The 13,535-nt window shown below is 71.5% G+C and carries 15 protein-coding genes; 3 read left to right on the top strand and 12 right to left on the bottom strand.

Features of this window, described 5'->3' with window-relative positions; all coding sequences use genetic code 11:
- Positions 1 to 40: 40 nt before the first annotated feature.
- Both AB0I53_RS36980 and AB0I53_RS36975 read right to left on the bottom strand, forming a co-directional pair.
- The gene (locus tag AB0I53_RS36980) at positions 41 to 661 is read right to left on the bottom strand and encodes a Trp biosynthesis-associated membrane protein (RefSeq protein ID WP_358613512.1); all 621 of its coding nucleotides are present in this window, start codon (positions 659 to 661) and stop codon (positions 41 to 43) included.
- Positions 639 to 2,216, bottom strand: coding sequence for an anthranilate synthase component I (locus AB0I53_RS36975; protein WP_358613510.1), 1,578 nt, complete (start codon positions 2,214 to 2,216; stop codon positions 639 to 641). The genes AB0I53_RS36980 and AB0I53_RS36975 overlap by 23 nt, the downstream gene beginning before the upstream one ends.
- An 89-nt stretch (positions 2,217 to 2,305) precedes the next feature.
- Here AB0I53_RS36975 and AB0I53_RS36970 point away from each other — a divergent pair, with 89 nt between their 5' ends.
- Positions 2,306 to 2,929, top strand: coding sequence for a TetR family transcriptional regulator (locus AB0I53_RS36970; protein ID WP_358613508.1), 624 nt, complete (start codon positions 2,306 to 2,308; stop codon positions 2,927 to 2,929).
- 24 nt (positions 2,930 to 2,953) lie between these two features.
- On the opposite strand, the gene hisI is transcribed toward AB0I53_RS36970, so the two are convergent.
- The 8 genes from hisI to AB0I53_RS36930 form a co-directional block, all read right to left on the bottom strand.
- Complete coding sequence (hisI, locus tag AB0I53_RS36965) at positions 2,954 to 3,304, bottom strand: phosphoribosyl-AMP cyclohydrolase (protein WP_358613507.1); 351 nt, start codon at positions 3,302 to 3,304, stop codon at positions 2,954 to 2,956.
- Entirely contained in the window at positions 3,301 to 4,074 is a 774-nt protein-coding gene (gene hisF / locus AB0I53_RS36960) for an imidazole glycerol phosphate synthase subunit HisF (protein ID WP_358613505.1), read from the bottom strand. The genes hisI and hisF overlap by 4 nt, the downstream gene beginning before the upstream one ends.
- 45 nt (positions 4,075 to 4,119) lie before the next feature.
- The gene (locus AB0I53_RS36955; protein ID WP_358613503.1) at positions 4,120 to 5,586 is read right to left on the bottom strand and encodes an alpha/beta hydrolase; all 1,467 of its coding nucleotides are present in this window, start codon (positions 5,584 to 5,586) and stop codon (positions 4,120 to 4,122) included.
- Positions 5,587 to 5,702: 116 nt separating this feature from the next.
- Entirely contained in the window at positions 5,703 to 6,434 is a 732-nt protein-coding gene (gene priA / locus AB0I53_RS36950; protein WP_358613501.1) for a bifunctional 1-(5-phosphoribosyl)-5-((5-phosphoribosylamino)methylideneamino)imidazole-4-carboxamide isomerase/phosphoribosylanthranilate isomerase PriA, read from the bottom strand.
- A gap of 32 nt (positions 6,435 to 6,466) precedes the next feature.
- The gene (locus AB0I53_RS36945; RefSeq protein ID WP_358613499.1) at positions 6,467 to 6,667 is read right to left on the bottom strand and encodes a hypothetical protein; all 201 of its coding nucleotides are present in this window, start codon (positions 6,665 to 6,667) and stop codon (positions 6,467 to 6,469) included.
- Positions 6,664 to 7,293, bottom strand: a complete 630-nt coding sequence (gene hisH, locus AB0I53_RS36940) for an imidazole glycerol phosphate synthase subunit HisH (RefSeq protein ID WP_358613497.1) — start codon at positions 7,291 to 7,293, stop codon at positions 6,664 to 6,666. The genes AB0I53_RS36945 and hisH overlap by 4 nt, the downstream gene beginning before the upstream one ends.
- A gap of 57 nt (positions 7,294 to 7,350) precedes the next feature.
- On the bottom strand, positions 7,351 to 8,274 hold the full coding sequence (locus AB0I53_RS36935) for a transketolase C-terminal domain-containing protein (protein WP_358613495.1): 924 nt from the start codon (positions 8,272 to 8,274) through the stop codon (positions 7,351 to 7,353).
- Complete coding sequence (locus AB0I53_RS36930; protein WP_358613493.1) at positions 8,274 to 8,978, bottom strand: thiamine pyrophosphate-dependent enzyme; 705 nt, start codon at positions 8,976 to 8,978, stop codon at positions 8,274 to 8,276. The genes AB0I53_RS36935 and AB0I53_RS36930 overlap by 1 nt, the downstream gene beginning before the upstream one ends.
- Before the next feature lie 96 nt (positions 8,979 to 9,074).
- On the opposite strand from AB0I53_RS36930, the gene soxR reads away from it, so the two are divergent.
- On the top strand, positions 9,075 to 9,533 hold the full coding sequence (gene soxR, locus AB0I53_RS36925) for a redox-sensitive transcriptional activator SoxR (protein WP_358613491.1): 459 nt from the start codon (positions 9,075 to 9,077) through the stop codon (positions 9,531 to 9,533).
- 51 nt (positions 9,534 to 9,584) lie between these two features.
- Here the strand turns inward: soxR and AB0I53_RS36920 are convergent, their stop codons facing one another.
- A complete protein-coding gene (locus AB0I53_RS36920; RefSeq protein WP_358613489.1) occupies positions 9,585 to 10,265 on the bottom strand; it encodes a response regulator in 681 nt (226 codons plus the stop codon).
- Positions 10,262 to 11,887, bottom strand: coding sequence for a sensor histidine kinase (locus AB0I53_RS36915; RefSeq protein WP_358613487.1), 1,626 nt, complete (start codon positions 11,885 to 11,887; stop codon positions 10,262 to 10,264). The genes AB0I53_RS36920 and AB0I53_RS36915 overlap by 4 nt, the downstream gene beginning before the upstream one ends.
- Before the next feature lie 144 nt (positions 11,888 to 12,031).
- On the opposite strand from AB0I53_RS36915, the gene AB0I53_RS36910 reads away from it, so the two are divergent.
- Positions 12,032 to 13,402 (top strand): cation:dicarboxylase symporter family transporter, encoded by a 1,371-nt coding sequence (locus tag AB0I53_RS36910; protein ID WP_358613485.1) that lies wholly within the window; start codon positions 12,032 to 12,034, stop codon positions 13,400 to 13,402.
- The last annotated feature ends 133 nt before the right edge of the window (positions 13,403 to 13,535 follow it).

Here is a 13,535-nt window from a genome sequence, read left to right as displayed (position 1 = left end):
CGAACTGGGTTTTCCACCCTTCGGTGAATTTGAAATGCTTTCAGCGATCCTGCTCATCCGTTGGATCGCGGCCGGCGTCCAAGTCGTTCCACATCTGGCGGTCCGGATCGTGGGATTTCTGCTTCTCGGCACCCGGGGCCGAATATTTCGCGCCCATCGCGGGCATCCGGCCCGCCCGCAGCGCCACCAGGACACCGCAGACGAACAGCAGCAGCGCGGCCGCGGTCATCAGCAGCGGCCCGTACGGCTCGCTGGACGCCTCGCCGATCGGCGTGCTGCCCGGCGGCACCCCACCGGCCGATCCGGTCGCGAACCAACCGAAGCTGAACTGCTGGAACACCCGCCAGCCCAGCACGGCCCCCGCGACCGCGATGAGGGCGCCGACCACGCGCCGCAGCCACCCGCCGGTGGCCAGCACCGCGGCGACGGCGGCCAGCGCCGCCAGCGCCATGGGCACCAGCTCCGGGCGGATGTCCTCGCCGGTGATCCCGGAGGCGACTTCGGTGCCGAACGGAGTGCGATACCGCTGCCCCACCCAGACGAGCGCGCTCGCGCCCCAGAGCAGGCCGGCGGCGACCAGCACCAGCAGCACCACCGCCCACAGCAGGCCCTTCGACCGCGCAGGCCGGGGGCTCGGCTCAGATCCCGGCTCGGTGGTCAACCCGCTCCCCCGTCGCCCGTTCGGTCGCCGGCCGCGACAGCGTCTCGGCCGTCGCCACCGCGTTGAGCACCGCGCGCGCCTTGTTCAGGCATTCCTGGTCCTCGGCGACCGGGTCGGAGTCGGCCACGATGCCGCCGCCGGCCTGCACGTACGCGGTGCCGTCGCGCACCAGCGCGGTGCGGATCGCGATCGCCGTGTCGGCGTCACCGGCGAAGTCCAGGTAGCCCACCACGCCGCCGTACTGGGCGCGCCGGGTCGGCTCCAGCTCCTCGATCAGCTCCAGCGCGCGCGGCTTCGGCGCGCCGGAGAGCGTGCCCGCCGGGAAGCAGGCGGCGACCGCGTCGAACGCCGTCCGGTCTTCGGCGAGCTGACCGGTCACCGTGGACACGATGTGCATGACGTGGCTGTAGCGCTCGATGCGGAAGAAGTCGACGACATGCACCGAACCCGGCTTGCAGACCCGGCCCAGGTCGTTGCGGCCGAGGTCGACGAGCATCAGGTGCTCGGCGCGCTCCTTGTCGTCGTTGAGGAGCTCCTTCTCCAGCAGCGCGTCCTCGTCCTCGTCGGCGCCCCGCCAGCGGGTCCCGGCGATCGGGTGCGTGGTCGCCTGCCCGTCGCGCACCGTGACCAGCGATTCGGGGCTGGAGCCGACGATGTCGAACGGCGTGCCGCCGTCCGGCGCGTCCAGCCGCAGCAGGTACATGTACGGGCTCGGGTTGGTGGTGCGCAGGACCCGGTAGATGTCCAGGGCGTCCGCGCTGGTCGCCATCTCGAACCGCTGCGAGACCACGACCTGGAACGCCTCGCCGGCCCGGATCGCCTCCTTGGCCTTCTCGACGGCCGCGTAGTGCTCGTCGGGCTGGCGGCGCCGGACGACCTGCGGTGTCGGCCGGGAGAACGCGGCGACCGTGGGCGCAGCCGGGGTGCACAGCGCCTCGGTCATCTCGTCCAGGCGGCGCACCGCGTCGTCGTAGGCCGCGTCCACGCGCTCCGGGCTGTCGTCCCAGTTCACCGCGTTGGCGATGAGCGTGATGGTGCCCTCGTGGTGGTCCAGCGCGGCGAGGTCGGTGGCCAGCAGCATCACCATCTCGGGGATCTGCAGGTCGTCCTCGGTCAGGTTGGGCAGCCGCTCCAGCCTGCGGACCACGTCGTAGCCGAGGTAGCCGACCATGCCGCCGGTCAGCGGCGGCAGCCCGGGCAGCGGATCGGTTTGCAGCAGCCGGACCGTCTCGCGCAGCGCCTGCAGCGGGTCGCCGCTGCCCGGCAGGCCCACCGGCGGCGTGCCCGTCCAGTGCGCTTGGCCGTCGCGGACGGTCAGCGCGGCGGCGCTGCGAACGCCGACGAAGGACCATCGCGACCAGGAGCGACCGTTCTCGGCGGACTCGAAGAGGAACGTTCCGGGGCGGTCCCCGGCGAGCTTGCGGTACACCCCGAGCGGGGTTTCGTCGTCCGCGAGCAACCGCCGCACCACCGGGATCACCCGGCGGTCCGCCGCCAGGCTGCGGAACTCCTCGCGTCCTGGGCTGATAGTGCCGATTTCACCGTCGCCGACCATGTCGTCATTGTGCCGCCCACCCGATCCCGGCTGCGCGGGACCTCCGCACCGCTTTGCCCTCGGGCCGCCGGGGCGGCGAGGATGGGTGGGTGAGCAGTGGCATCGACCAGAGCGGAACAGAGCCGAAGCGCCGCGGGCGGCGGCGCAGCGGCGCCGACACCAAGGCGGCGCTGCTGGCCGCGGCGCGCGAGGTGTTCACCGAGCAGGGCTACGACTCGGCCACGGTGCGCGCCATCGCGGGCCGAGCCGGGGTCGATCCGGCGATGGTCAACCACTGGTTCGGCGGCAAGGAGGGACTGTTCACCGCGGCGGTGCACATCCCGATCAACCCGGCCGAGGTGGTGCCGCAGCTGCTGGTGGGCGATCGGGAGCAGCTCGCCGAGCGGTTGCTGCGGCGGTTCCTGGCGGTGTGGGACAACGCGGAGGGCGGCCAGTTCGCGGCCCTGGTCCGCAGCATCGCGGCCAACGAGCACGCGGTGGGGATGTTGCGGGAGTTCATCCAGAACGTACTGTTCAAGCGGCTGATCAAGGTGCTGGACATGGACCAGCCGGAGCTGCGCACGGCGCTGTGCGGGTCGCAGATCGTCGGGCTGGGAATGGCCCGCTACGTGATCCACCTGGAGCCGCTGGCCTCGGCCGACCACGACACCGTCGTGGCGGCGGTCGCCCCGAACCTCCAGCGCTACCTAACCGGCGACATCTCCGGCCGCTGATCCCGGCATCGCCGCGGGAACCCGTCAGTCTTCGGCTTCGAGCAGGACGTCCGCGTCGAAGCAGGTGTGGTCGCCGGTGTGGCAGGCCGCGCCTTCCTGGTCGACCACCAGCAGGATCGTGTCGCCGTCGCAGTCGAGGCGGACCTCGTGCACGCGCTGGGTGTGGCCGGACGTTTCGCCCTTGACCCAGTACTGCCCGCGGCTGCGGGAGTAGTAGGTGCCGCGGCGGGTGGTGAGGGTGCGGTGCAGCGCCTCGTCGTCCATCCACGCCATCATCAGCACCTCGCCGGTGCCGCGCTGCTGCGCGACCGCCGCGACGAGCCCCGCCGCGTTGCGCTTGAGCCGGGCCGCGATCGCCGGGTCCAGACCGCTCATCGAACAGTGATCCCTTCCGCCCGCATGGCGTCCTTGACCTCGCCGATCTTCAGCTGTCCGAAGTGGAACACGCTGGCGGCCAGCACCGCGTCGGCCCCGGCGTGCACGGCGGGCGCGAAGTGCTCGACCGCGCCGGCTCCGCCGCTGGCGATCAGCGGCACCTCGACGACCTCGCGCACCGCGCGGATCATCTCGAGGTCGAAGCCGGCCTTGGTGCCGTCGGCGTCCATCGAGTTCAGCAGGATCTCGCCGACGCCGAGCTGCTGGCCCTTCGCCGCCCACTCCACGGCGCAGATGCCGGTGCCGCGCCTGCCGCCGTGCGTGGTGACCTCGTAGCCGGACGCCGTCGGCTGACCGCCTTCCGGCACGCGCCGCGCGTCCACGGACAGCACCACGCACTGCGCGCCGAAGCGCTGCGAGGCCTCGCTGAGCAGCTCCGGCCGGGCGATGGCCGCGGTGTTCAGGCTGACCTTGTCCGCCCCGGCGCGCAGGAGCCGGTTGATGTCGTCGGGGCTGCGCACGCCGCCGCCGACGGTCAACGGGATGAAGACCTGCTCGGCGGTGCGCCGCACCACGTCGAAAGTCGTCTCGCGGTCCGACGAGGACGCCGTGACGTCGAGGAAGGTCAGCTCGTCGGCGCCCTCCGCGTCGTAGGCGCGGGCGAGCTCCACGGGGTCGCCGGCATCCCGGAGGTTGGTGAAGTTGACACCCTTGACGACCCGCCCCTGATCAACGTCCAGGCAGGGGATCACACGCACCGCAACGGCCATGTCTCCAGGGTAGAGACACGGCCGCGCGGCACGGAGACCCGCCCGTCACCAACCCACGTAGGGCTTGGTCGTGTTGTCGGGCTTCGGCGGGACGGCGGCGCAGTGGGTGCCTTCGGGCGGCACCGCGCCGTCGATGAAGTACCTGTCGGCCGCCGAGATCGTGCACTCGCTGCGGTCGTAGACGCCGTGGCCCCAGCCGTCGTAGGTCAGCAGGGTCGCCTGCTCGATCTGGCCGTCGACGTTGGTCGCCCAGTTGTATCCGGTGGCCGGGTCGTGCTGGGCGTTGAGGATCAGGATCGGCACCTCGGTGCGGATCTGCGGCACGTGCGGGGGATTCTGCAGCTTCGCGGGCCAATCGATGCAGCCCCAGGCGACCGTGCCGCCCACGCCCAGCCGCATGTGCGGCGCGGCCTCGTTCTGCTTCCGCCACTCCTCCGCGTACTGCTCGGCCGAGTCGATCTCGGGGCGCCAGTCGTTGCAGAACGCCGCCGTGGAGTACGGGATCGTCTCGGGCGCCGCCAGGGCCGCCGGCACGGGCTCCTGGTCCCGCAGCGCCTTGAGCTGGGTCGCCAGGTTCTGCCAGTCCGGCCCGTAGAACGCGCCGAACGTGCTGCCCGAAAGCTCCACCGGGCCGATCGGCTTGCTCGGGTCACCGGGCTGGTGCAGCTCACCGCTGTCGGCGCGCTTGTAGAGCTCGTCGAAGACCGCGCCGACGTCCTCGCCGTGCAGCGCGCACTGCTGATCCTGCGCGCACCACTTCTCGAACTCGTTGAACGAGTCCTCGGCCGCCGCGGCTTCGGTGGTGAGGAAGGCGCGGGTGTCGAGGCTGTGGTCGAAGACGCTGTCGAGCACCAACGCCCGGACCCGCTCCGGGAAGTTCTCGGCGTACATCTGGCCGGTCAGGGTGCCGTAGGAGATGCCGTAGAGGCTGATCTGCTGCTCGCCGAGCGCCTGGCGGAACGCGTCGATGTCGCGGGCGACGGAGACCGTGTCCATGTGGTCGATGATCGGGCCGGTGCGCTGACGGCAGTCGTCGGCGACTTTCCCGTTGTACCGCCGCATTTCCTCGAACTGCGCGGGGCCGCCCGGCCGGATGTCCGGCGCGTCCGCGACCAGTTCGGCGTCGCACTGCAGCGGGTTGCTGCGGCCGAAGCCGCGCGGGTCGTAGCTGACGATGTCGAACCGCGACGCCAGCTCCGCCGAGAACGGCTGCCCGGCGAGCAGCGCGTCGACGCCGGTTCCGCCCGGCCCGCCCGGCATGTAGACCAGCGAGCCGATGCGGGCGTCGGGATTCGTCGCCGGGCGGCGCGCGACGGCCATCTCGATCGTCTCGCCGCCGGGCTGCGCCCAGTCCAGCGGCACCTGCACGGTCGCGCACTGGACCTGCGCGTTCTCCGGGCACGGCCGCCAGTCCAGCGGCGGCGCTGGTTCGGCGAGCGCCGGAGCCGACGCGGCCAGGGTGGCCGTCGCGGCTATCAGCACGCCGAGGCCGGATGCCGATCCTCGCCCCATGAAGACCTCCGATCGTGGGTGAGATCCGCATTTCGGATCTCGCCCACGATCGTGCTGATCTTCGGGCGCGGAGTGGATCAGGGATCACCCTGAGCGCACCCGCATTTCCGCGGGCGTCAGCGCACCGCGGCGAGGGCCTCTTCGAGGGTGAAGTTCTGCGCGTAGAGGGCCTTTCCGACGATCGAGCCCTCCAGGCCGACCGGCGCGAGCTTCGACAGCTCCACCAGATCGTCCACACTGGACACACCGCCGGAGGCGATCACCGGCGCCTCGGTGCGGGCGCAGACCTCGCGCAGCAGCTCGATGTTCGGGCCCTGCAGGGTGCCGTCCTTGCTGACGTCGGTGACCACGTAGCGGCGGCAGCCGGCGGCGTCCAGCCGGGCCAGCACCTCCCACAGGTCGCCGCCGTCCTTGGTCCAGCCGCGCGCGGCCAGCCGGTGGCCCTGCTCGGTGATCCGCACGTCGAGGCCGACCGCGACCTGCTCGCCGTACTCGGCGACCACCCGGTCCGCCCACTCCGGGTTCTCCAGCGCGGCCGTGCCCAGGTTGACCCGCGCGCAGCCGGTGGCCAGCGCGGCCTCCAGCGAGGCGTCGTCGCGGATGCCGCCGGAGAGCTCCACCCGCACGTCGAGCTTGCCGGTCACCTCGGCCAGCAGCGCCCGGTTCGAGCCGCGGCCGAACGCGGCGTCCAGGTCGACCAGATGGACCCACTCGGCCCCCGCGCGCTGCCAGGCCAGCGCGGCCTCCAACGGGTCACCGTAGGAGGTCTCGGTACCGGCGGCACCCTGCACGAGGCGGACTGCCTGACCGTCGGCAACGTCAACAGCGGGAAGCAGCGTGAAAGTCACGTCCCAACCCTACTGCCAGCCCATCAGCCCGTTCACCGGCGGCTGCGGTCGGAGCGGACGACGGCGACGACGGGCACCGCGAGGACGATCAGCACCAGCAGCAGGACCGCCCACAGCGACACCCCGGCCTGCAACAGGTAGGGGGCGCCGATTCCGGCGATCATCCCGACCGCCAGCACCAGCGCGACCACCCGCACCGCCGTCGGCCCCAGCAGGCCGCCCCGGCGGGTCACAGGCCGTCCAGCCAGTTCCGCAGCAGCCGGGCGCCCGCCTCTCCGGACTTCTCCGGGTGGAACTGGGTGGCCGTCAGCGGCCCGTTCTCCACCGCGGCGACGAACGGTTCGCCGTGTTCGGCCCAGGTCACCAGCGGCGGCGCGATCACCTCCGACGACGGCAGCTGCCACTTGCGGACGCCGAAGGAGTGCACGAAGTAGAACCGGGTGCCCGGCTCGATCCCGGCGAACAGGGCGCTGCCCTCGGGCGGCTGCACCTCGTTCCAGCCCATGTGCGGGAGGATGTCGGCGTGCAGCCGCTCGACGGTGCCCGGCCACTGGCCGCAGCCGTTGGCCTGCATGCCGTGTTCGACGCCCTCGTCGAAGAGCACCTGCATGCCCACGCAGATCCCGAGGACCGGGCGGTCGCCGGCCAGCCGGTGGTCGATGATCTTGTCGCCGCCGACGTGGAGCAGGCCCTCCATGCACGCGGCGAACGCGCCGACGCCCGGCACGACCAGGCCGTCGGCCTCGATCGCGGCACGATGGTCGGCGGTCACCTCGACGTCGGCCCCGGCGCGCTGGAGCGCGCGTTCGGCGGAGCGGAGGTTGCCTGATCCGTAGTCCAAGATGACGACTCGTGCCACGCGCCCAGGCTACCGTCCGGGCGCATCAGCCCACGTCGCGGGCGGCTGCCGCGCAGGTCATCCGGCCAGGAACGACCGCATCGCCGCGGCGATGCCGCTCGGGTCGAGGCCGTGCGCAGCTTCGTGCTCCTCAGCGGTGCCGTAGGCGCGCAGTTCCAGGTCCCGGCGGACGCCAAGCGCGAGCACCCGGTGCGGGGTGTCGGCCAGCGCGTCGTTGACCTCGTGCGTCGACGTGCCGCGCAGGTAGGGCTCCACCAGCACCACGTCGGAGGTCGCCGCCCGCACCGCCGCCCGCAGGCCGCCGGCGTCGAACGGCCGGATGGTGGCGGTGTAGAGCACGGTCACGTCGAGTGCCGCCGTCGCGGCCAGGACCGGCCCGAGCATCGGGCCGACGGCGAGCACCACGCCCCGGCTGCCGCGCCGGACGGTGTGCCAGCCCGGCTCGGTCGCCAGCGGCTCGGCGTTGACCCGTTCGGAGAGCCGCAGGTAGACGAGGTCGTTCGTGGGCAGCGCCGCCCGCAGCAGCGCGGATACCTCGGCCGGGTGGCCGGGCACGTGCACGGTCCAGCCCGGCAGCGTGTCGATCAGCGCGACGTCGCCGGGCGCCATGTGCGTGCGGCCCGCGGTCGGGTAGTCGTAGGAGGCGCCGGTGCTGACCACGACTGCGCCGACGCCCTGGTGGTTGAGGTCGAGCTTGAGCTGCTCGAACGGCCGCTCGACGACGAACGGCGTGATCGAGTGCAGCACCGGCCGCAGCCCGGTCAGCGCCAGCCCGCCGGCCACGCTCACGAGCGCCTGTTCCCGGATGCCGACGTTGAGCACCCGCTGCGGGTGGCGGGCGGCGGCGTCCACGAACCGGTCGGCGGATATCTCGGCCAGTACCAGGGCCACCCGCGGATCGGTGTCGAGCGCTTCGGTGACGGTGTCGACGAACGCTTCCCGCATCGTCGGCGCGGTCGTTTCGGTGGTCAGCGCGGTCATCACAGCTCCTTGGGTTCGACCTGGGCGACCACCGCGAGCGGGCGGTCCGGGTGGGTGTCGGCCAGCGCCGCGCGGAGTTCCGCGTGGTCGCGGCCGTTGACGGTGTGCGCGGCCCAGCCCTCGCGGGCGAAGCGGTCGGCGATGCCGCCCGGCCAGCCGGTGCTGGAGGAGCTGTTGTCCACCACGACGGTGGTCAGCTGCCCGAGCCCCCAGCGGCCGGCGACCTGGATCGCCTCGTGGTTGCTGCCCTCGTCGAGCTCGGCGTCGCCGACGAGGACCACTACGCGCGGCCTGGCGCGGCCCTGCGCGCGCAGGCCGAGCGTCACTCCGAGCCCGAGCGGCAGGCCGTGGCCGAGCGAGCCGCTGCCGATCTCGACGCCGGGCGCCAGGACGCGGTCCGGGTGGAAGCCGAGCCGGGAGTCGAACTCGCCGAAGCGGGTCAGCTCCGCCGGGTCCAGGAAGCCCTTCGCGGCCAGCACGGCGTAGAAGGCCATCGGGCCGTGGCCCTTGGACAGCAGGAAGCGGTCGCGGTCCGGGTCGCCGGGGCGCTGCGGGTCGACCGACAGGATCTGGTCGTAGAGCACCCACAGCACGTCCAGCGTCGAGGTGGCGGCGACGGAATGCTTCTCGTCACCGGTCATTTCGCTCATCAGCGGGCGGAGATCGGCGTATCCGAACCCGGCCGGCGGTGCGGTGATCGTCATGCAGACCAGCGTGGGACTTCTAGCGCGCTCGAAGTCAAGGCCGTGGCGGGGAAAATACCTGCACTTTGGTCTAGGTTTTTCTGTAGCCTGGCGGACGTGTCGAAGCTACCGAAACTGTTGACCATCGGAGAGGTGGCCCACCGCAGCGGGGTCGCCCAGACCGCGCTGCGCTTCTACGAGCAGAGAGGCCTGATCGCCACCACCCGCACCTCCGGGAACCAGCGCCGCTACGACCGCTCGGTGCTGCGCCGGCTGGCGTTCATCCGCTCCGCGCAGCGCGTCGGCCTGAGCCTGGAGCAGATCTCCGAGGCGCTGGAGACGCTGCCGGAGGACCACGCCCCGACCAAGGCGGACTGGGCGCGGCTGTCCCGCCGGTGGCGCGACGAGCTGGACGCCCGCATCGACGGCCTGCAACGGCTGCGCGACCGCCTCACCGGCTGCATCGGCTGCGGCTGCCTGTCGCTGCGCCTCTGCGCGCTGCACAACGCCGACGACAAGCTCGCCGAGTTCGGCCCTGGCGCACCGGGGCTGCGCCCGGCCGCCGACCCCCGCTGACGTGCTCGTGAGTGATTCTTCCGGTAAGAACCGGATTCTTCGCTCACGAGCTCAGGCTTCGCCGATCCAGCGGTAAGCCATCTCGGGCCTGCCGACCGCGCCGTACAGCGGGCGGCGGTCGGCCATGCCGTTGCCGACCAGGTATTCGAGATATCGGCGGGCCGTCACCCTGGACACCCCGGCGGCTTCGCCCACGGCTCCCGCCGGGGCGCCGTCGGGGTTGGCGCGCAGCGCCGAGACGACCGCCGCGAGCGTCTCCTCGCTCATGCCTTTCGGCAGCGCTGCGCGGTCGACGCCGCGCAGCGCGGAGAACGCCCGGTCGATCTCGGCCTGGCTGCTCACTTCCCGATCGGCTCCGAGGCTGGCCCGGAAACGCGCGTAGTGCTCCAGCTTCTCCCGCATCGCCGCGAAGGTAAACGGCTTCAGCAGGTACTGCACCACTCCGCTGGACACCGCGGCGCGGACGACCTTGAGATCGCGGGCCGAGGTCACCGCGATCACGTCGGCGTTGCTGCCCGCGGTGCGCAGCGCCCGCGCGACCTGCAGACCGTCCATGTCGGGCAGCCGCAGATCTAGCAGCACCAGGTCGACCGGGGCGCGCTCGACGAACCGCAGCGCCGCCTGCCCGGTGCGGACCCGGCCCGCGACCGCGAACCCGTCGAGTCGGTTCACGTAGGCCTCGTGCGCCTCGCCGACCAGCGGATCGTCTTCGACGACCAGGACCGAGATCACCGCGCCACGTCCGATCCCGAGCGGCTGGGCAACAGCACGGTGAACACCGCGCCGCCGTCATTGTGCACCTCGATGGTGCCGTGGTGGCGGCGCACGCTCTGCCCGACCAACGCGAGCCCGAGCCCGCGGCCGTCCTCCTTTGTCGACCAGCCGCGCTGGAAGACCCGCTGGGCGCTGTCCGGGTCGACGCCCGGCCCGTTGTCGGCGACCCGGATCAGCACACCGTCCGATGTGGACCGGATAGTCACCTCGACGCTCGGGCGCGAGCCTTCCAGCGTCGCCTCGACGGCGTTGTCGATCAAGTTGCCGAGGATGGTCACCAGGTCGCGGGAGTCGATGTGCTCCAGGTCGACGTCGTCGATCTCGGTGCCGTCGCCGAGCACGACCTCCACGCCGCGCTCTCCCGCCTCGGCGCTCTTGCCCAGCAGAACCGCCGCCAGCACCGGCTCGCCGATCGCGCCGACGACGCGATCGGTGAGCTGCTGGGCGAGCCGGAGCTCGTCGGTGGCGAACGCGACGGCCTCCTCCGGACGGCCCAGCTCGATCAGCGACACCACGGTGTGCAGCCGGTTCGCCGACTCGTGGGCCTGGGAGCGCAGCGACTCGGCGAAGCCGCGCATCGAGTCGAGTTCGCCGCTGAGCGCCTGCAGTTCCGTGTGGTCCCGCAGCGTGACCACGGTGCCCAGGTCGCGATCGCCGCTGCGGATCTGCGAAACGTTGACCAGCAGCACGCGGTCGTCGGTCAGGTGGACCTCGTCGCGCACCGCCCGCCCCGCCGCGAGGGTGTCCACAAGGGACACCGGCAGGCCGAGCTCGGACACGTGCCTGCCTTCGGTTTCGACGGGATCCAGCGAGAGCAACACAGCGGCCCCATCGTTGCACAAGGTGATCTGCCCGGAGGGCGCCACCAGCAGCAACCCCTCGCGCACCGCGTGCAGGATCGCGTCGTGGTACTCGTACATGCGGCTGAGCTCGGCGGGCCGCAGCCCGTGGGTGTGGCGCCGCATCCGGGCGCTGACCAGATAGGTCAGCAGCCCGCCGACCAGCAGCGCGGCCGCCGCGACCCCGACCAGCCCGGTGACCTGCTCGCGGAGTTCGGCGGTGAGCATCCGCACCGTGATGCCGTCCGACACCAGGCCCACCAGCCGGTGCGCGTCGTCGTAGACCGGCACCACGGCGCGCACCGACGGGCCGAGCGTGCCGGTGTAGGTCTCGGTGAACACCTCCCCGGCGACGGCCTGCTCGATGTGCCCGAGGAACCGCTGCCCGATCTGCGCCGGATCGGGATGCGTGTAGCGGATGCCGGCCGGGGACATGATCGTGATGAAGTCGACGCCGGTCTCCGCCCGGACGCGTTCGGCCAGCGGCTGCAACGTGGCGGTCGGGTTCGGCGCGGTCAGCCCGGCCCGGACGGCGGGCTGCGCGGCGAGGGTGCGGGCCACCGCGACGACCTTCTCGGTGGCCGCGTCGTCGTTGCGCTGCTGCGCGTCGTACCAGGCGAGCACGGCGCCGGCGAGGACGACGATGGCGACCACGACCACCTGGAGCACGAAGAGCTGGCGGGCCAGGCTCCAGCTGGGCCGGACGCGGCCGAACCAGTTCCGGTCATCAGCGGGAGGCATCACGAATCCGTGTCGGAGATGTGAACACAATGAACAGAAGCGTGACGTTGACGATACCCGGCGCAGATAGTCTCTCCCGGCCGGACCGTGACCTGGGACACGGCCGGTACGAGTGTGACCCGGAAGCCCAGTAGGAGTGCAACAGTGGCAAGCAAAGACGCTGCGCAGACACGCCGTCGGGATCGAACGCATTACCTGTACATCGCGGTGATCATCGCGGTCGTGGCCGGTATCGCCGTCGGCTTCCTCGCGCCCGACCTCGGCAAGGCCCTCAAACCGCTGGGCACCGGGTTCGTCAACCTGATCAAGATGATGATCTCGCCGGTCATCTTCTGCACCATCGTCCTCGGCGTGGGCGGCGTCCGGAAGGCCGCCAAGGTCGGCAAGGTCGGCGGCCTCGCGCTGGCGTACTTCATGGTCATGTCCGTGGTGGCGCTGATCATCGGGCTGGCGGTGGGCAACGTGCTGCACCCCGGCGAGGGCCTGCACATCACCGAGTCGCTACGCGGCCAGGGAGCCCAGCAGGCCGGTGAGGGTGCCGAGAGCACCACGGACTTCCTGCTCGGGATCATCCCGCACACCCTGGTGTCGTCGTTGACCGAGGGACAGGTGCTGCAGACGCTGCTGGTGGCACTGCTGGCCGGTTTCGCGCTGCAGGCGATGGGCGACAAGGGCACGCCGATCCTGCGCGGCATCGAGCACATCCAGCGGCTGGTGTTCAAGATGCTGGCGATGGTCATGTGGGCGGCGCCGGTCGGCGCGTTCGGCGCGATCGCCGCGGTCGTCGGCGCGACCGGCGTGCAGGCCCTCAAGGGCCTGGCCGTGATCATGCTCGGCTTCTACATCACGTGCGTGCTGTTCGTGTTCCTGGTGCTGGGCCCGGTGCTGTGGCTGTTCGCGCGGGTCAACATCCTCTCGCTGCTGCGCTACCTGGGCCGCGAGTTCCTGCTGATCGTGTCCACCTCGTCGTCGGAGGCCGCGCTGCCACGGCTGATCGCGAAGATGGAGCACCTCGGGGTGAGCAAGCCGGTCGTGGGCATCACGGTGCCGACCGGCTACTCGTTCAACCTGGACGGCACCATGATCTACCTGACCATGGCGTCGCTGTTCATCGCGAGCGCGATGGGCGACCCGCTGTCGCTGGGCGAGCAGATCGGGCTGCTGCTGTTCATGATGATCGCCTCGAAGGGCGCGGCGGGCGTCAGCGGCGCCGGGCTGGCCACGCTGGCGGGCGGCCTGCAGTCGCACCGGCCGGAGCTGCTGGACGGCGTCGGCCTGATCGTGGGCATCGACCGGTTCATGTCGGAGGCGCGGGCGCTGACGAACTTCGCGGGCAACGCGGTGGCGACGGTCCTCATCGGCGCGTGGACCAAGGAGATCGACCGCGACCAGATGAAGCAGGTGTTCGCCGGCGACAGCCCGTTCAACGAGCAGTCCTTCGTCGACGACGGCCACGGCGGCGCGGCCCCCGAAAGCGACGAGCCCGAAAAGGAAACCGTCACGGCGAAGAGCTGACGCTCCGCGGCCGAATCCGGCGAAGGGCGCCCCGATTCTGAACTGCTCCCCGGAAGTTGGACTGAGAAATTCAGCTTCGACCTTCGGGGAGCAGTCGCATGTTGAGGACCAGCTCGTTGACCGTGGAGCAGCG

Source organism: Saccharopolyspora sp. NPDC050389 (assembly GCF_040655595.1).
Taxonomy (GTDB): Bacteria; Actinomycetota; Actinomycetes; order Mycobacteriales; family Pseudonocardiaceae; genus Saccharopolyspora.
Note: the sequence above shows the minus strand (reverse complement) of the source record. Positions and strands in the feature narration are given on the sequence as shown.

Coding starts and splice junctions, on each gene's coding strand:
- AB0I53_RS36935 (WP_358613495.1), bottom strand. CDS start 8,274: ATGACCGCGCTGACCACCGAAACGACCGCGCCGACGATGCGGGAAGCG.
- hisF (WP_358613505.1), bottom strand. CDS start 4,074: ATGGCCGTTGCGGTGCGTGTGATCCCCTGCCTGGACGTTGATCAGGGG.
- AB0I53_RS36915 (WP_358613487.1), bottom strand. CDS start 11,887: ATGCCTCCCGCTGATGACCGGAACTGGTTCGGCCGCGTCCGGCCCAGC.
- AB0I53_RS36975 (WP_358613510.1), bottom strand. CDS start 2,216: ATGGTCGGCGACGGTGAAATCGGCACTATCAGCCCAGGACGCGAGGAG.
- hisI (WP_358613507.1), bottom strand. CDS start 3,304: ATGAGCGGTCTGGACCCGGCGATCGCGGCCCGGCTCAAGCGCAACGCG.
- AB0I53_RS36955 (WP_358613503.1), bottom strand. CDS start 5,586: ATGGGGCGAGGATCGGCATCCGGCCTCGGCGTGCTGATAGCCGCGACG.
- AB0I53_RS36930 (WP_358613493.1), bottom strand. CDS start 8,978: ATGACGATCACCGCACCGCCGGCCGGGTTCGGATACGCCGATCTCCGC.